This window comes from Galenea microaerophila (assembly GCF_054657255.1).
Genome location: NZ_BAAHWZ010000001.1, coordinates 1,053,437 through 1,071,701, shown reverse-complemented (window position 1 = coordinate 1,071,701; position 18,265 = coordinate 1,053,437). Strand labels below are relative to the sequence as shown.

Here is an 18,265-nt window from a genome sequence, read left to right as displayed (position 1 = left end):
CAAAGCAAAGAATCTATAAGCGGTTCTTATTAGAACAAGAAGCGTGAATGCTATAATTCCTCTTCTCAGTTCATTAAGACTGAAAGCAAAGTGATCAAAGCCTTTAGGCTTTGAAAACAAAAAGCTCTTTAACAATTTGGAATAGATTCACCCAGATGAAAATCAAAGACAATCGTCAGAGACAACCATCTGAGTGAAGTGCTTAAATACCGACATATTTAAGCATGTAAAGTTGCATATCATCTGCTCCAACGGATGATATGCAGTAAAGATATAGGTAACAATGTATCTTACAGAGTTCAAAACAATCAAGTAAGAACATGTCAGCGAAACTTTTAATCACAGCAACCTCAAAAAACAAAGCATGATTGAGCGCAAGCTCAACACAAAAGGTCATGCCAGCCAAGCGCAAGCAAGGTTATTTTTGAGTTGTATAGTTAAGTGATTAAGCGTACACGGTGGATGCCTAGGCGGTAGAAGGCGATGAAGGACGTGGTAGCCTGCGATAAGCCTCGGTAAGGTGGCAAACAACCTATGACCCGAGGATTTCCGAATGGGAAAACCCAACCAGCACCAGCTGGTTATCCCCTAGTGGGAGGCAAACCCGGAGAACTGAAACATCTAAGTACCCGGAGGAAAAGAAATCAACCGAGATTCCCTAAGTAGCGGCGAGCGAACGGGGACTAGCCCTTAAGCCGATAATAAGTTAGTAGAATGGTCTGGAAAGTCCAACGATACAGGGTGATAGTCCCGTATACGAAAACTTATTATGGGTGAAAACGAGTAGGACGGGACACGAGAAATCCTGTCTGAAGATGGGGGGACCACCCTCCAAGGCTAAATACTCTCTACCGACCGATAGTGAACCAGTACCGTGAGGGAAAGGCGAAAAGAACCCCTGGAGGGGAGTGAAATAGAACCTGAAACCGTGTACGTACAAGCAGTGGGAGCCCCTCGGGGTGACTGCGTACCTTTTGTATAATGGGTCAGCGACTTACTCTATGTTGCGAGGTTAACCGAATAGGGGAGCCGTAGGGAAACCGAGTCTTAACTGGGCGCAAGTAGCATGGAGTAGACCCGAAACCGGGCGATCTATCCATGGCCAGGCTGAAGGTTGGGTAACACCAACTGGAGGGCCGAACCCACGTATGTTGAAAAATGCGGGGATGAGCTGTGGATCGGAGTGAAAGGCTAATCAAGCTCGGAGATAGCTGGTTCTCCTCGAAAACTATTTAGGTAGTGCCTCATGTCTCACTGTTGGGGGTAGAGCACTGTTATGGTCTAGCGGGCCGTCAAGGCTTAGCAGCCCATGGCAAACTCCGAATACCAACAAGTGCAATCATGGGAGACAGACTGCGGGTGCTAACGTCCGTAGTCAAGAGGGAAACAACCCAGACCGCCAGCTAAGGTCCCTAAACACTACTCAGTGGGAAAGGATGTGGGAAGGCTTAGACAGTCAGGAGGTTGGCTTAGAAGCAGCCACCCTTTAAAGAAAGCGTAATAGCTCACTGATCGAGTCGGCCTGCGCCGAAGATTTAACGGGGCTAAGTAGTGTACCGAAGCTGCGGATGCCGTAAGGCATGGTAGAGGAGCGTTGTGTAAGTCTGCGAAGGTAAATCGAAAGGTTTACTGGAGATATCACAAGTGCGAATGCTGACATAAGTAGCGATAAAGGGAGTGAAAAGCTCCCTCGCCGAAAGACCAAGGGTTCCTACGCAACGTTAATCGACGTAGGGTTAGTCGGCCCCTAAGGCGAGGCCGAAAGGCGTAGTCGATGGGAAACAGGCTAATATTCCTGTACTTCTATATACCGCGATGGAGGGACGGAGAAGGCTAGATCATCCTGGTGATGGTTATCCAGGTTCAAGCCAGTAGGGAGATTCGCTAGGCAAATCCGGCGAATCAATCCTCAGAGGTGATGACGAGCCCATTATGGGCGAAGTGATTGATGCCATGCTTCCAAGAAAAGCTTCTAAGCTTCAAGTATATAGAAACCGTACCCCAAACCAACACAGGTGGTCAGGATGAGAATTCCAAGGCGCTTGAGAGAACTCGGGTGAAGGAACTAGGCAAAATGACACCGTAACTTCGGGAGAAGGTGTGCCTAAAGTAGGTGAAGCCCCTTGCGGGTGGAGCCGAACTAGGTTGCAGAGACCAGGTGGCTGCAACTGTTTACTAAAAACACAGCACTCTGCAAACTCGAAAGAGGAAGTATAGGGTGTGACGCCTGCCCGGTGCCGGAAGGTTAAGTGATGGGGTGCAAGCTCCTGATCGAAGCCCCGGTAAACGGCGGCCGTAACTATAACGGTCCTAAGGTAGCGAAATTCCTTGTCGGGTAAGTTCCGACCTGCACGAATGGCGTAATGATGGCCACACTGTCTCCACCCGAGACTCAGCGAAATTGAACTCGCAGTTAAGATGCTGCGTACCCGCGGCTAGACGGAAAGACCCCGTGAACCTTTACTACAGCTTTGCACTGGACTTTGACACGACCTGTGTAGGATAGGTGGGAGCCTGAGAAACCGAGACGCCAGTCTCGGCGGAGGCGTCCTTGAAATACCACCCTGGTCGTGTTGAGGTTCTAACCTAGATCAGTGAATCCTGGTCAGGGACAGTGTATGGTGGGTAGTTTGACTGGGGCGGTCTCCTCCCAAAGAGTAACGGAGGAGCGCGAAGGTACCCTCAGCACGGTCGGACATCGTGCAATGAGCGCAAGAGTAGAAGGGTGCTTGACTGCGAGACAGACACGTCGAGCAGGTGCGAAAGCAGGTTCTAGTGATCCGGTGGTTCTGTGTGGAAGGGCCATCGCTCAACGGATAAAAGGTACTCCGGGGATAACAGGCTGATACCGCCCAAGAGTTCATATCGACGGCGGTGTTTGGCACCTCGATGTCGGCTCATCACATCCTGGGGCTGAAGTCGGTCCCAAGGGTATGGCTGTTCGCCATTTAAAGTGGTACGCGAGCTGGGTTTAGAACGTCGTGAGACAGTTCGGTCCCTATCTGCCGTGGGCGTTGGAGAATTGAGGGGGGCTGCTCCTAGTACGAGAGGACCGGAGTGGACGAACCTCTGGTGTTCCGGTTGTCACGCCAGTGGCATTGCCGGGTAGCTAAGTTCGGAAGAGATAACCGCTGAAAGCATCTAAGCGGGAAACTTGCCCCAAGATTAGTTCTCCCTGAGACTTTAAGTCTCCTGAAGAGCCGTTCAAGACTAGGACGTTGATAGGCCAGGTGTGGAAGCTCAGTAATGGGTGAAGCTAACTGGTACTAATTACTCGTGAGGCTTAACTATACAACTCAAAAGTAACCTTAAGCACTATGCTTAAGCAAAGGTTGAGTGATTAAAAGAAGATGACAAGTTCTAAAGATTGAATAAAACTTGTAAGGACATTGACCTGACGTTACAACTTTACAAAAGACTTAAAAGTGAATCTATTCCGAATTCAGTGCAGTGTGCATTTAGCATTTACACAATGTACATAACCCAATTGCTTGGGGACCATAGCGAGATGGAACCACCTGATCCCATTCCGAACTCAGAAGTGAAACGTCTCAGCGCCGATGGTAGTGTGGCAGGTGCCATGTGAGAGTAGGTCATCCCCAAGCTTATCTATTCCAAAAACCCAGCTGGCTGATGTCGGTTGGGTTTTTTTATATCTTCATTTTTTTTCCGTTATAATTGCCTCTTCCAATAACCCTTAGCTTGAGTTCAAGAATTTATGTATTTTCAAAATTATCGCAATTATCAGCATGGACAGCCATCTAAAATTGGTGTCTTAATAACAAATTTAGGCACGCCCGATGCGCCAACGCGTGAAGCTTTAAAGATTTATCTAAAGCAATTTTTATCGGATCCAAGAGTTGTTGAGCCGCCTCCTTCGCGCTTTATTTGGCGTTTAATACTCAATGGTATTATTTTAAATACGCGTCCACAAAAATCTGCTGAAGCCTACCAGACGGTTTGGAATCAAGAAGGTCCTGGTTCGCCTTTGTTGAATATTTCTAAACGCCAGCTACAGGGAATTCAAGAACGGGTTCAGCACTCTTTTGCTGGGGATGTGGTTTTTGAACTAGGGATGCGTTATGGCAACCCAAGTATTCCTTCAGCCCTAGAGTCATTACAAAAACAAGGGTGTGACCAAATTTTGGTACTGCCGCTTTACCCTCAATATGCAGCGGCGACAACAGCTTCCACGTTTGATGAGGTCTTTGATACGTTAAAAACCTGGCGTTGGGTACCGGAAATTCGCACTATTAATCACTATCACAGACATCCTGGTTATATCAAAGCCTTGGCTCAAAGTATACGAGATTATCAAGCTGAACACGGTAAGCCTGATTTATTAGTTTTTTCCTATCACGGTATTCCTAAGCGTTATTGGGACAATGGAGACCCTTATCCTTGCCACTGTTTTGTGACCACGCGTTTGGTTAGAGAAGAACTCGGTTTATCTGAAGACCAGGTCACAACCACTTTCCAATCTCGATTTGGTAAAGAGCCCTGGGTGCAGCCTTATACGGATGAAACGATGAAAACTTTACCCAAAGAGGGGGTTAAAAATGTACAGGTGATTTGTCCTGGTTTTTCTGCAGATTGCCTGGAAACGATAGAAGAAATTGGTGAAGAAAATCGTGACTATTTCTTAGAAGCGGGTGGGGAAAAATTTGGCTATATACCTTGCTTAAATGATCGCCCGGATCATTTGTCGGCTTTATCCGAACTCATTATCAAAAATATTAGTGGGTGGTCGGAACCATTAGATGAAAATGAGTTAGAGAAAGTCAAAAAAAATTACACATTGCGTTTGAAGAATTCAAATCATCAGACGTAAAGTTTTGGGGCTTAAACTTTCATCTTTATAGTCTGTTTGGTGCTTCTTAAATTGAATCAAGTTTAAGTCCCGTTAATGTTCAAATACCTTGTTTAAGGATTCTTTAAATAGATGTCCCCTTTTTCATCGACTCGGATAGGGATTTCTGATAACGCTTCTCCCATACAGGGACCTTCAATACAGTAGCCATCTTCGACTTGAAAGTAAGCATCATGTACTGAGCATTTCATGGTTTTTTCAAAGGGGTTGACATCAATTTTATAGGCTTCATTCAGGGGCACATCTTGGTGAGGGCAATTATTTTCATAGGCCTTCACCTCTTCTTCATCTTTGATCAAAATAATCCCGCCGCGATACCCTTCTTGGGGAACGACGAGTGTTTTGGCAGGGCTTAATTGTTTGATATTGGCCAAGAAGGGTTTGGCTTCTGTGATCGGTGTCATGAGGTTATCAAACCCATATTGTTGACATTTGCGCGCAGCCAGAGCAATGCCTTTTTCGATGGCTTGGTCTAATGGGTGTTGATTTAACAGAGCATCGATTACACCGGCATTAAAGGTATCCCCAGCCCCTAAAGTATCGACAGCTTTTGGAAGGGTTTTGGCGGCTTGATGTTGAACGGGTCCATTGGGTGCACAATATCCTACGCCTTCTGTGCTCCAGGTACAGATTAAGGTTGCTTGAGGCAGCTGTTTTTTCATTTCATTCAACAGGGCCTCAGCATTGGAATAGCCTTTTTGTTTGGCATAGTGATGGGAGAAGAAAATCACATTGGCTTGTGGCAGAAGTGCTTCTACGCCCTTTCGAGCTTTTTCAACCTCAAGACTAATCGGTTGGTGCGTCAAAAAGGTTTTGGCAATATTGAGCATGCCTTTGAGGTTATCGATATTTCTGGCTTCAAAATGCAACCAGTCGTAGTCTTCAATTTCGATTTTGGCAAAGTGTTCAAAACTGAGTTCGGGTAAATCACGATAGTGCACAATGGTGCGATGACCCTTTTCAGATTCAAGTGTTATATAGGAAGTGGGCGTTCGGCCTTGTATATAACGCTGAAGGTGTTCCGTCTGAATTTGATGAGCTTTTAAGCCATTGAGGATTTGTTTGGCTTCTTGATCGCCGCCGACTGTCGCTGAAATGGCGGTTTCATGACCGAGTTGATTGAGTACATAAAGCGTGTTGGCGACATTGCCGCCTACTTGGACTTCTCTTTTGTGCGCACGCATCTCCTCATCTTCTTGGGGTGTATGATCGACTGAAAGCACGATGTCTAGAACAACATTGCCAATACCCAGTATTTTTGCCATCTCGTATTCCTTCTCTCCAACTCTTAGCAGTCATTTAAAGTGCAAAATTTTAGCATACCCTAGAGAGATGAGTAGAATTTCAGAAGCGCAGATAGAGAAGGGGTTAAAAGCGCTTGACAAGTCATTGTTAGATTATATAAGTGGATAAAAATAAAAAATGGTCAAAAGTGTTGACTTTGACAATCGTTTATTTAATGGCCTAACAGTAAGTTTAGGATGATTTATGGATTATAATTACTTGAAAATAAAGAAAAATATGATGTGTTTCTCTAGCTTGTTTAATCAGACGATGGCCAGCCCATTATCCACAAAAGCTGTGGATAACTTTGTGTGTAAAAAAAAATTTTGAACAAAAAGTCCTTTAAATCTGCGACAAAAGATTAAATTGACTATTTTTTAAGCAGAGCGAATCCTTGACTTTTCAAAAGCAGGTTTTCTCACGGTGAAGATAAAATTGGTACAATGGTTTCGCAAAAAATAAAGGGAAGAAATTGAGAAATATAGATGACAGAGTATGAACAATTATGAAAGAGACTCATCGCAATTTTAATCCCTCTTGTTCATCTTGTGGGTTACAGAAACTCTGCTTTCCGACAGGTTTGACCCATTCTGATATTTTATCTCTTGATCAGGTTGTTCATGACAAGCCTCGCTTGAGAAAAGGGAAAGTGCTTTATCACGCACACATGCCTTTTAAATCACTTTTCGCTATTCGTTCTGGTATGGTCAAAATTTATACTGACTTAGAGGATGGAACTGAAGTGATTCATGGTTTCTATTTTTCAGGGGATGTGGTGGGATTTGATGGTATTGACTCAGGGAGATATCAGTTGACCGTCGAGGCGGTAGATGAGACGCACCTCTGTGAATTGCCCTATACTGAATTAAAAACGTTGGCGCATCAATTGCCAACTTTGAATCTACACTTGTATGCGGTGCTCAGTCGGAAGCTGAATGATAGCATCTATCAAGCACAGCTTTTGGCCATTAAGTCGGCGGAACAAAGATTGGCAAACTTTTTGTTTCATACGATAGAACGCATTCGTTTACGGGGCTATGATGAATTAGATTTTTATTTTCCCATTCTGCATCGTGAGGTCGCCAATTATTTAGGGTTAACACCTGAAACGGTTTCAAGGCTGCTGAGTCAGTTGAGTAAAAAAGGGGTGGTGACTTGGCGAAAGCGGAGAGTGAAGGTGCACGATAAAGAGGCGCTCAAACAGTTGGCCGGGATCTCTGTTAGCAAGGAAGACCTGTCTGCCTCTTGTTCAGATTGCTCAAAAAGATCTCATTATTGATTTAGGTCAATTTCCCCAATTTGTATTCATGGTTTAATAAGGGTGCGTGATGGGTATCGTATCGATATTTCATAATGTAGCCCGTTTAGCCCAGTCGTTTAGAAGTGTTCTAAAAGGCTGGGCTTTTTTTATTTCATTTTGACGGCTTTTAGTGTATATTAACCCTATCATTTTTATCTCTAAAAAGGAGTGGTTTCATGTCAATTAAGCATTTATTTTTTACTGCATTTTTAGCCCTAGGATTGGTTGGGTGTTCATCAACCCCGACAAATGAAGAAAACGGGACAGCTGAAACAGGTGCAGCGACAGAAAAAACAGCATCGAATACAGCTGAAGAAAAAAATGTTCAGGTTTCTGGTGCCGATGCTAAGGGGGCTCAGGCAGGTGAAAATCTAGCCAATGAACAGGCTACGGCAGAGGATGAGCAAGCGGAAAAAATTAAGCAGTTGAAAGCTGCTGTAGAGGGCAAAATGATTCATTTCGATTTTGACCGCTCTGAAATTAAGCCTGAATACTATCCAGTGATTAAAGCGATTGCGGATTATATGGCTGCAGATGACACCGTCAAAGTAGAAATTGATGGCCATTGTGATGAGCGTGGTACGCGTGAATATAACTTGGCTTTGGGTGAGCGTCGTGCGAAGTCAGCGAAGAATGCATTGGTTGCGCTAGGCATTAGCCCAGACCGTATTACGACAATTAGTTATGGTGAAGAGCGTCCTTTAGACCCACGTCATAATGAAGAAGCTTGGGCGAAAAACCGCCGTGATGAATTTAAGTTCAGTCATTAATCTAGCTTTATAAACCTGTTCTAAAAAGCCTTTCTTATGAAAGGCTTTTTTATTTTTTAAGAGAGTCATTGTATCTATGAGTCAAACCCACTTAGCCGATCCATCTGCCGTTCAAGTTCATTATCTGAAGGATTATCAACCCCCTGCTTTTGAAGTCGAGTCGGTTGAACTCACCTTTGATTTGCATCCAGAAAAGACACAGGTGACGAATTGCATGAAGTTTCGGCGGATCGTGGAAACGCAAACCGCTCTGGTGTTGGATGGTGAAGGCCTCATCCTTAAGTCAGTTCGCTTAAATGGCGCGCTTTTATCCCCAGAAGCTTACCAAGTGAATGACATCAGTTTAATCTTACCAGAGGTGCCTGAGCAGTTTGAATTGGAAGTGGTAACTGAGGTCAATCCTGCTGCCAATACCGCTTTGGAAGGACTCTATCTCAGCAGTGGCAACTATTGCACGCAGTGTGAAGCAGAAAGCTTTCGTAAAATCACCTATTATCTAGACCGTCCGGATGTGATGAGCTATTTCACCACAAAGGTGATTGCGCCCAAATCAGAAGCAAAAGTACTGCTCTCTAATGGGAATTTGATTGAAGTGGGTGAATATGAGGATGGACGACATTATGCGGTGTGGGAGGATCCCTATAAAAAGCCTTGTTATCTATTTGCTTTAGTGGCCGGGAATTTAGCCTCAATCGAGGATCATTTTGTCACTCGTGATGGGCGGAAGGTGGCATTGAAGCTTTATGTTGAGCCGCATAATCTGGATAAATGTGAGCATGCCATGGCATCGTTGAAAAAGGCGATGGCCTGGGATGAACAGCGTTTTGGTCTGATTTATGATTTAGAGATCTATATGATTGTGGCGGTCGATGACTTCAATATGGGCGCCATGGAGAATAAAGGGCTCAATATCTTTAACTCTAAATATGTATTGGCGAAGCCTGAAACGGCAACCGATATGGATTATGAGGGCATTGAAGCCGTCATTGGTCATGAATATTTCCATAACTGGACGGGCAATCGAGTCACTTGCCGAGATTGGTTTCAGCTCACTTTAAAAGAGGGATTGACGGTTTTTCGTGATCAACTCTTTACTGCTGACATGTTGTCCCCCGCTGTTAAGCGCATTGAAGATGTGAAACGGCTGCGAACCTATCAATTTCCAGAAGATGCCGGTCCGATGGCGCATCCCATTCAGCCACAATCCTATATCGAAATGAATAATTTTTATACGGTGACGGTCTATGAAAAAGGGGCAGAAGTCGTCCGACTCTATCACACCTTATTAGGTGAAACCGGTTTTAGAGCAGGCATGGACCTCTATTTTAAACGTCACGATGGGCAAGCGGTTACAGTGGAAGATTTTCGCCGTGCAATGGCGGATGCCAATAATATTGACTTAGAGCAGATGCATCATTGGTATATTCAAGCGGGCACGCCTGTGGTTAAAGTCAAAAGCTTTTATGAAGCAGAGGCGCAACGGTTGACACTGGAATGCAGTCAATGGCTTAAGGGAGAGCAGCAGCACTTGCCTTTTTTAATTCCGATTCGGATGGGCGTTCTTTCCTCTACAGGTGAAGCACAAACTTTAGAGAGCTATGATGTCGATGTCCACCTGACTTCGGAAACCGAGGCCATTTTAAACATGACAGAGTTCAATCAGGTCTTTGTATTGGAGAATATAGCAGGCAGTGACGCTCAGCCCCCGATTCCTGTGCTCCTAAGAGATTTTTCCGCGCCCATTATTTTGCACTATGACTATTCCGACCAGGCATTGAGTTTGATTTCTCAACACGATGAAGATCCTTTTATGCGTTGGGAGGCGATTCAGCAATTGGCCCTTAAGGCACTTAAGGAAAATATTGCCGCCTTTCAACAAGGGGCGCCTTTTCAGTTAAGTGAAACCTATACTCAAGCCTATAACCACTTGTTGCAACAGGCATTGGATGCCATTTCGTCAGACCGGCCTACTGAGGTGGATTTAGCTCAAATTGCATTGGCCATAACGCTGCCAGATTTAACCTATATTGGTGAGCAGTATGAAGAGGTGGATATTGAAGCCATCTATTTGACGCATCAAACAATGCGTACGGCCTTGGCTGAACAAGCCAAAGAACAGCTATTAAAGATATATCATCAATTGAACCAACCAGAGCCTTATCGATATGACAAGCATCAGATTGCACGGCGAATGCTGAAAAATAGTTGCCTGTGCTACTTAGGGCAATTATTTGGCGAAACGGAGACAGAAACGCTGCTGTGGTCACAATATGAAGCGCAGCACAATATGACCGATGTATTGGCCGCATTGGAAGCCTTAAGCCATACGCCTTTTGAGGCTCGAGAAAAAGCGTTAATGGATTTTTATCAGCGGTGGCAAAATGAGCCTTTGGTGCTGGATAAATGGTTTGCTTTGCAGGCGGGCTCACATCATGAGCAGGCTTTGGATCATGTTAAAGCGCTGGTCAAACACCCAGACTTTAGCTATACCAATCCAAATCGTGTGCGCAGCGTGTTAGGCGTGTTCGGGCGTTCCAATTTAATGGGTTTTCATCGGGCAGATGGGGCCGGCTACACATTTTTGGCAGATGAAGTGTTAAAGTTAGATGCCATTAATCCGCAAATTGCCGCACGCATTGTGAATCCATTTACCCAATGGCAACGCTATGACAAAAATCGGCAACAGATGATGCGCCAACAACTGCAAAGAATGTTGGATACAAATCATCTGTCTAAAGATCTGTTTGAGGTGGTTAGCAAAAGCTTGGCTTAAGGAGCGAATAAAACTTGAAAGATCATGTGCAAGGTGCAGGGCTGGGGATTTTGACTTTTTCGGCGGCAAAAATTGCCAGGTTTTCACAAAAGTTTATGATCCTTGCGCTGTGCGCCGTGCTATTTGAAGCACAGGCGGTAGAACCATTGCCGCATTCTGTTTCAGATGAAGAGATGGTTCAACAGGTTCAGCAGTTGGATGCAGAGATTTTGCTGTTGAAAGCGGAGCTGGCACGCCAGAATGGGAATGATCGTCTCGTTAAGGCCCTGATTGATAAGATTCCATCAAAACGATTAAAGGCTGAGGATCGGCAACGATTGGCATCTTTGCAGCGATATTGTCAACAAAAAGCTGCGGTTGCCGCAAATAATTCCACGCACGCCTTAGCAAATGGGTTAGCCCCCAGTTTTACGCTCAATTTTCAACATCCTTTAGCTATCTTGCCCTTGAGTGGGCCTTATGGTCCGCTAGGGCAGTCGCTGTTAAAGGGGCTACAGTCCGAGCTGGGTGAGACAGTGCAAGTGGTGGATAGCACTTTATTTCAAGATCCTGTTCAATTATGGTCTTTGGTATCGCTTTATCAACCTTCATTGATTTTAGGTCCCTTAAGACCCGATTGGAGTTTGGCACTGAGTCAACTCAATGCCTCAATTCCCATGGTCACCTTTAATGCGCAAACAATTCCTAAACCCCATATTCGAAGTTTTGCCCCCAATAAAAGAGACCGATTATTGTTTTTGAATGCTTTTCTTCAATTTCAACAGCTTAAACGCATAGGTGTGCTCCACCCATCGGTAAAAACTGCTCAATCTTATTTTGAGATATGGCAAGCGTTAAACCAAGAAAGTCTGCGGCCTTTTAAAATACAGGCGGCACAATCCATTTCAAAACGGGTTGATCAGGCTTTTTTTCAATTGGTGAATGCTGACCAGTCTCAAAAACGGGCGCGCTGGTTACAGCATACCCTTGAGCGTCCTCTACAGTATCAAGTGCGTGCCCGACAAGATTTACAAGCCATTATTATGATGGCACCGCGGTCACAAGGTATACAAGGGCGCCCCTTAATGCGTTACTATCATCTTGACCAAGCTTCTTATATCTGGGTACCCGACCCTTTACCCTCCCAGGAGGAGATGGTCAAAAGTTTGCCGATTTGGCAGCAGACCTATGCGCTTTTTCCAACCTATTTTCAATTGAATACTCAAAAAGAATCGATTTTAGAAGTTGAAAATTCAACAGTTGGCATTTTTTATGCTTTGGGAGGGGCAGTGGTAAAAGTTTTAAAGGCATTGCAGGATCGCAATGGTGTTTCATCTCAAATATTTAAAACCCGTTTAGGTCATATTTGGGTGGATAAAGAGAAGCAGTTTCATTTAATACCGAAAATAGTTTGGTTAGATGAGGGCCAGGTGCAACCTTTTGCAATGAGTCATTTGTGGCCATATCTATTAAAATCGACTACGGCGGTAGAAAGGAAGCATGAGGGTGAATAAAGGGAACCTCTATGGGTGATACGATTGATCCAAATGATTTGGACAGCATTGATGCGTTGCTTGATGAAGCGGAATTGGAGTCGTCTAAATCCGAAGAGCCAGAATTAATCGAGGAAGATACAGACGTCCCCGTTCCTGAAGCGTCAGAAACGGCGGATAAGCCTGTCTCTGAAGAAGAGGATTTGCTGGAATCGATTGAGGAGGTCTCTACAGAAGAAGCAGCATCCATTGAGGCGCAGGCTGTGCCAGAATCCAAGCCGGAACCAGAGCCGGAGCCGATTAGAGTGCCGGATGATGGGGAGATGCCACCCAAAACGGAACCGATTGAACCGGCTAAAAAAGCGGTATCAGAACCAGAATTGGACCCAGAAGCCATTTTAGCGCAGCGCCAGAAAAAGAAACAAAATCAACCCACAGCCTCTCAACCAGGCAATAACTTATCGGTGAAAGAGATGGAAGCAGTTAAAAAATTAATCATTATTTTTAGTTCAGTTCTCATTGTTTTAGGACTGGTGACCATTGGTTTAAGTACTTGGGCCGCTTTATCCGCCTCTCATGGATTGGATGAGGAGACCAAGCAGACTTTAGAGGACATTAAAACCGGGACCAATGAGGTCGCAATGAAATCCATTACAATGTCAAAAGATATCACAGGGTTGCATAAAAAATTAGATGCCCTGAGTTTTCAATTAGAACAGTTAAATGGAGACTTACAGCCTTTGCTTGAAAAAATGGATCAGGGGGGCTCGACAGTGAATCAGAAGTCTGTCGCAACGGAACCTACCGGTCATCAGGAGACGACGCATTCTGTGCCTGAAGCCACTGCTCCGGTTGTGGCAAAAATGGACCCTGCATTGATGAAAAAGATGCGTGAAGTGAATGCGAATGTGATTAAAGTACAAAAACGGGTTGCTGAGATCAATCGCCGTATTAAAGCCTTGCAAACAAAGTATAACTATCTACTCAAAGGCATGAAGCACCTTGAAAAAAGTGTGCTAGAAAGCAAAGTCAAGCAGCAAAAAGAAGGGAAGAACCAAGCGGCAAAAACGCATCAAGAACCTTCAGAAAAATCCAAGCAACCACCTCATGGCATAGAGCCTCTGCCAGGTTATATTTATCAAGCACCCGATTATGTTTATTAAACAGAATGTTTTTAAATATATTAAAACTGGTCTGATTTATGCTTTATTTGCCGTGAGCAGTGGATGTGCGCAGTTGTCGACCTATCATGCGCCTCAATATTATGAGCGGAATGTCGATATTCAGCAAACAAATTTCCAAAAAAAGCATTGGGTGAAAACGCTTCCATTGAAGCCTAAGGCGCTCAGGAAAGACTCAGAAGACTATCCACATTGGTACTATTGAAAGTTTTCTCTGCGGAAATATAACTGAATGATTTAAGTTTTTAATAAGGTCGTCGATAAACAGTTAAGCGAACAAAGAATAAAATGGAGAGAATCATGAAAACACGCAAACAAGTTTCAGTCTTAGGCTTAGCTTCTCTAATGGCCGTCATCACCCTGTCAGGGTGTACGACTCAGCCTTCTAAGGCCTCGGATGCTAAGGGTATTGAGCCAAATACGAGAGTCGTTGAATATCAAAAGGTTTCTCCTCAGAAGCTGCCCGAACCCGTACAACAGGTTAAGCATGAACCTGCCCCTGTAAAGGCTGAGCCTGAACCCGCAAAAGTGAATGCCAAGGTAGAACAACATTCTGAACGTAAAAAACCACACTATATTAAGATTACCGGTGTGGGTTATGGATCAGAAAGTACCTATGAGGGCTACACACTGGGTCAGCGCCGTTTAATGGCGATTCGTGCGTCTAAACTTGATGCCTATCGTTCTTTAGCAGAGCAGCTATATGGCATTAAAATCGACAGTAATACTGCGGTTTCCACACTGACTGCACAAACCGATAGTTTCCGTGCGCGTGTCAATGCTGTGGTCAGGGGGGCACGGATTGTGAGTATTACCCCATTGGCCGATCACAACTATGAAACGGTGCTAGAGGTGTATGTCGATCGCGACTTCTTTAATAATGCTTTTGTGTATACCGGTAAAAATGCAAATGCAGAGGCGGAGGGCTCAGTAATGTCAATTGGCGATATTTGCGCAAATGGTGGCTGTCGATAAGCTGTTTAGGGTGATAGTATCGGTGACTTTAATCAGGAGGGAGATATGGAAACAAAGTTGAAAAACATAGCGCCTTTGATTATCTCTCTCATGATCGCAAGCCTGGTGGGTGTCAGTACTTTAGCGGAAGCGGCCAGTATCAGTAGTCGTGTGCGTATCTTAGAATCAAAGGTTTATAAAAATACCAAAGAGATTCGCAAGCTGAAAAAAACGCAGCAATTACATGGCGTGAAAATTGAACGCGCTCGCAAAGAGATGGATGACTTTAAAGAGCAGGTGATACAAATGATTGCGGATGCTCAGAAAAAGGCAAAAAAGAAAGCGCATAGAAGAGAAGGCCCTTTTAACGAGTATACTTATCCTTAAGACTTTTTAAGTCCCTTTCGAGTCTTCCTAGATTAGTTATTCACGATCTCAATTTTTGGAAAAGCGCCGGCATAGTTTTTCTTTTTCTTCGCCAGTTTAGCAGCGATTTGATGCGCAATATTTTTGTATTTAAGCGCAATTTCGGAAGCAGGTTCGGCCACCACCGTCGGTTTTCCAGCATCCACTTCTTCTCGAATACGAATATCGAGTGGAAGGGCAGCTAGGAAAGGGACATGATAGCTTTCTGCCATCGCTTTACCGCCACCTTGACCAAAAATAGGCTCTTCATAGCCACAATTGCTGCAGATATGGGTGCTCATATTTTCAATAATGCCCAGAATATCAATATTGACCTTCTCAAACATTTTTAGCCCCTTGCGTGCATCAATCAAGGAAACCTCTTGCGGCGTGGTGACAATGACCGCACCGGTGACTGGAATCTTTTGAGACAGGGTCAATTGAACATCGCCTGTACCGGGCGGTAAGTCGATAATTAGATAATCCACTGCTTCCCAAGCCGTCTCTTGTAAGAGCTGAGTCAGTGTTTGAGTGACAATCGGGCCGCGCCAAATCATCGGTGAATCGGGTTCAATTAAGAAGCCAATCGACATCACCTGTAGCCCATAGGCGGTTAAGGGTTGCATCGATTGACCATCTTTTGATTGCGGCTTGTCAAATACACCGAGCATGGTGGGAATGCTGGGACCATAAATATCCGCATCCAAAATGGCCACTTGTGCGCCTTCTTGTTGCAGCGCTAAAGCCAGATTGACGCTGGTGGTCGATTTGCCCACGCCGCCTTTTCCAGAGGCGATGGCAATAATATTTTTCACGCCGGGTAAGGGCGCAAGATTCCCCTGCGTCTGGTGTGCTTCTACCTGAATGGACCAGTGATAAATCACCTGTTTCACATTTGGAATCTGTTTGAGTTTGTCAGTGAGCTGTTGCTCATAGCTTAAAAATAGGCTGTTGGCAGGATAGGGGTAGCTCAATGCTAGGTTTAAAATTCCTTTTTTGAGTTCTGCTTTCTTAAGCACCTTTAATGATTGCAAATTTTGCTCTAAAAACGGATCCACAACCTCGGAGAGCGCGGTATCAATCTGCTTTTGTTGTTCAGCATCAATGCCGTTGCCAAAAAATTTATTGAGTAGATTCATTTTTGCCTCTTAATGGTTAAGTAGATCTAACTGTTCCGCAGATTGTGTTTGCGGTTGATCTTGGTTAATGCGGCTGGCAATGGGACCACTCTGGTCTTTATATTTGGCATCACTGCGTTTGTTATAGGGTTTAATGGCCGCACTTGAGAGTGTTTCAAAATTAATGGCACAAATTTCCATGCCTGGTCGTAGCGCTAAGGGGAGCTTGCCGCTGTTAAAAATTTCTAACACGATTTGGCCATGCCAGCCTGGATCAATTCGATGAGCGGTTACATGAACCATTAAGCCTAAGCGAGCCAAGCTGGAACGGCCATCCAGCCAGCCGACTAAATCATCGGGTAAGGTAATGGACTCGTAAGTGGCCGCTAAAGCGAGCTCGCCTGGATGTAAGAAAAAAGTTTCCCCTTCTGGAATGACAATCTCTTCACTCATGATGGTCTCCATGGTTTTTTGCACCGCTTCTCGTGGACCACTGAGATCAATAAAAGGGGCCGTATGATCATTAAACACACGGAATCGATTGTCTAGGCGAAGATCGACGCTAATCCCTTTAATTTTATCTTGGGACGGCATCGGTTCAATGGCAATTTTGCCAATTTTTAAATGTTGAATAATATCGCGATCACTCAGTTTCATTGAAGGCTCTCTTTATCGCATGAGATGAATGAGGGGGAGATTTTAGGACTAATCGAACGTTTTTTTCAGTTTGCTTATTATAAACTTCAATTATCGCTGGGAAAGCTTTAAAGCCATTCAGGGCATGCGAACCCTGCAAAATCCATAACTGAATGGTGGCTTGCGTCGAGTCCAGTTTTAGGTAATGCGCCTTAACCTCATCGTCCAACCACGGCAATTCAATGTAATCCTCTTTATGGGTAAGCAGTTTAAGCGGGTATTGCCCTTTTTCATCTTGCAGTTGAAGTGGAAGCAGTGATTGATGGTTGGCTAAGCGGTAACTTATGGCATAGGCTAGAGAGATGGTATCATAAACATGGTCAGATGCGGGCCATTGAGCTGGGTGATTGGGTTTTGCTTGCAGATAAAGGATTTGATGGTTTTTTCGCACCAAATCTATTTTTTTAATGAGGGTGCGCCCTGACTTATGGCGGGTTAAGGTCTTATGGTAGCTCAGCCAAAGAAAATGGTTAGGCGTTTGTTCAATTCGAATGGTTTCCACGCTGGCTTCATTAATAAACATGGCAGCAAGCCCTTCAGGTTTGGCTTGGCTCCTTAAGGTGCACTGGCTGTGTTGGCAGGTAAAATGTTGATGAGCCGTACCGATATTAAAGCCGATAAATTGCACATCAAATTCAGCTTTAAAGTTTGGCAGCATCCAGTCCGCTTTGGGTAGGGTGGCATAAAGCAGGCCGCATAAAAGCAGAAATGTCTGTTTTCTTATCCGAGTCATCCATTGATGGAACATTGTGCCCTCCCTTTTAAGGCATTTTAACGCAATCTGTGACATCTGCCAGCGTTAAAGGGTGTCGTAAAGGCTGCTGTTGGAAAAAAACTTGTCCAGATTGATAGATGAGTTTTCCCTGACACACGCAATTGGTAACGAGCGGGTAGCTTTGGTGTTCCAGTTGATGCACCTTTTGTTGCAAGCTTTGGGGGGTGTCCTCTGCAGAGATCGGGACTTTGGCTTGAAAAATAACGGGTCCCCCATCGAGCTCTTCGGTGACAAAGTGAATACTGAGCCCATGTTCTTGATCACCCGCTTCTATGGCTCTCTTATGGGTATTTAATCCGGGATACTTAGGCAGTAGAGAGGGGTGAATATTGAGCATGCGCCCAAGGTAATGGGTGACCAAAACTGGAGAGAGGATGCGCATAAAACCTGCTAAAACCACCAGTTGAACCCCTTGCGCTTCTAGCTGTTCAATGATCGCACGTTCAAAAGTTTCTCGGCTTGAATAGTGGGTGTGATCAATGCAGAAAGCGGGAATGCCTGCTTTTTTAGCACGCTCTAAACCATAGGCATGCGGACGATTTGAAATCACGGTGGTGATTTCATAATGACAGTTCGGTTGCTGTTGATAATCGATTAAAGCTTGCAGGTTTGAGCCGTTCCCTGAAATCAGAACGGCAATCGGCACTCTCTGTTTCATAGAAGGGTC

General features: G+C 44.7%; 14 protein-coding genes and 2 rRNA genes. 11 read left to right on the top strand and 5 right to left on the bottom strand.

Going from position 1 to position 18,265, the window contains the following annotated elements:
• Positions 1–435 precede the first annotated feature (435 nt).
• From ACYQ05_RS05280 to hemH, 3 genes are all read left to right on the top strand, one after another.
• Positions 436–3,291: ribosomal RNA gene (locus tag ACYQ05_RS05280) — 23S ribosomal RNA — on the top strand.
• 199 nt (positions 3,292–3,490) lie between these two features.
• Positions 3,491–3,605, top strand: a 5S ribosomal RNA gene (rrf, locus tag ACYQ05_RS05275).
• Between the two features lie 113 nt (positions 3,606–3,718).
• Positions 3,719–4,831: a ferrochelatase gene (gene hemH / locus ACYQ05_RS05270; protein WP_459819011.1), complete on the top strand. Its 1,113-nt coding sequence runs from the start codon at positions 3,719–3,721 to the stop codon at positions 4,829–4,831.
• Between the two features lie 92 nt (positions 4,832–4,923).
• Here the strand turns inward: hemH and ACYQ05_RS05265 are convergent, their stop codons facing one another.
• Positions 4,924–6,135: a PfkB family carbohydrate kinase gene (locus ACYQ05_RS05265; RefSeq protein WP_459819009.1), complete on the bottom strand. Its 1,212-nt coding sequence runs from the start codon at positions 6,133–6,135 to the stop codon at positions 4,924–4,926.
• 524 nt (positions 6,136–6,659) lie between these two features.
• Between ACYQ05_RS05265 and ACYQ05_RS05260 the strand changes: the two genes are divergently transcribed.
• From ACYQ05_RS05260 to ACYQ05_RS05225, 8 genes are all read left to right on the top strand, one after another.
• Positions 6,660–7,433: a helix-turn-helix domain-containing protein gene (locus ACYQ05_RS05260; RefSeq protein WP_459819007.1), complete on the top strand. Its 774-nt coding sequence runs from the start codon at positions 6,660–6,662 to the stop codon at positions 7,431–7,433.
• A 197-nt stretch (positions 7,434–7,630) separates the two neighbouring features.
• Positions 7,631–8,224 carry a peptidoglycan-associated lipoprotein Pal gene (gene pal / locus ACYQ05_RS05255; RefSeq protein WP_459819004.1) on the top strand — a complete coding sequence of 198 codons (594 nt, stop codon included), beginning with the start codon at positions 7,631–7,633 and terminating at the stop codon, positions 8,222–8,224.
• A 76-nt stretch (positions 8,225–8,300) separates the two neighbouring features.
• Complete coding sequence (gene pepN / locus ACYQ05_RS05250; protein ID WP_459819002.1) at positions 8,301–10,997, top strand: aminopeptidase N; 2,697 nt, start codon at positions 8,301–8,303, stop codon at positions 10,995–10,997.
• Between the two features lie 14 nt (positions 10,998–11,011).
• Complete coding sequence (locus tag ACYQ05_RS05245) at positions 11,012–12,490, top strand: type 1 periplasmic-binding domain-containing protein (protein WP_459819000.1); 1,479 nt, start codon at positions 11,012–11,014, stop codon at positions 12,488–12,490.
• A gap of 11 nt (positions 12,491–12,501) precedes the next feature.
• Positions 12,502–13,632: a hypothetical protein gene (locus ACYQ05_RS05240; RefSeq protein WP_459818998.1), complete on the top strand. Its 1,131-nt coding sequence runs from the start codon at positions 12,502–12,504 to the stop codon at positions 13,630–13,632.
• Complete coding sequence (locus tag ACYQ05_RS05235) at positions 13,622–13,855, top strand: hypothetical protein (RefSeq protein ID WP_459818996.1); 234 nt, start codon at positions 13,622–13,624, stop codon at positions 13,853–13,855. Before ACYQ05_RS05240 ends, ACYQ05_RS05235 begins: the two co-directional genes overlap by 11 nt.
• 95 nt (positions 13,856–13,950) lie before the next feature.
• Positions 13,951–14,625: an LPP20 family lipoprotein gene (locus ACYQ05_RS05230; protein WP_459818994.1), complete on the top strand. Its 675-nt coding sequence runs from the start codon at positions 13,951–13,953 to the stop codon at positions 14,623–14,625.
• A 45-nt stretch (positions 14,626–14,670) separates the two neighbouring features.
• Complete coding sequence (locus tag ACYQ05_RS05225; RefSeq protein ID WP_459818992.1) at positions 14,671–14,991, top strand: hypothetical protein; 321 nt, start codon at positions 14,671–14,673, stop codon at positions 14,989–14,991.
• A 32-nt stretch (positions 14,992–15,023) separates the two neighbouring features.
• Here the strand turns inward: ACYQ05_RS05225 and apbC are convergent, their stop codons facing one another.
• Genes apbC through purN form a run of 4 tightly spaced genes read right to left on the bottom strand, consistent with a single transcriptional unit; the run spans position 15,024 to position 18,256 of the window.
• Positions 15,024–16,148 carry an iron-sulfur cluster carrier protein ApbC gene (apbC, locus tag ACYQ05_RS05220; RefSeq protein WP_459818990.1) on the bottom strand — a complete coding sequence of 375 codons (1,125 nt, stop codon included), beginning with the start codon at positions 16,146–16,148 and terminating at the stop codon, positions 15,024–15,026.
• A 9-nt stretch (positions 16,149–16,157) separates the two neighbouring features.
• Entirely contained in the window at positions 16,158–16,784 is a 627-nt protein-coding gene (dcd, locus tag ACYQ05_RS05215; protein ID WP_459818988.1) for a dCTP deaminase, read from the bottom strand.
• Entirely contained in the window at positions 16,771–17,571 is an 801-nt protein-coding gene (locus tag ACYQ05_RS05210; protein WP_459818986.1) for a hypothetical protein, read from the bottom strand. The genes dcd and ACYQ05_RS05210 overlap by 14 nt, the downstream gene beginning before the upstream one ends.
• A gap of 13 nt (positions 17,572–17,584) precedes the next feature.
• Positions 17,585–18,256 (bottom strand): phosphoribosylglycinamide formyltransferase, encoded by a 672-nt coding sequence (gene purN, locus ACYQ05_RS05205; protein ID WP_459818984.1) that lies wholly within the window; start codon positions 18,254–18,256, stop codon positions 17,585–17,587.
• Positions 18,257–18,265 lie beyond the last annotated feature (9 nt).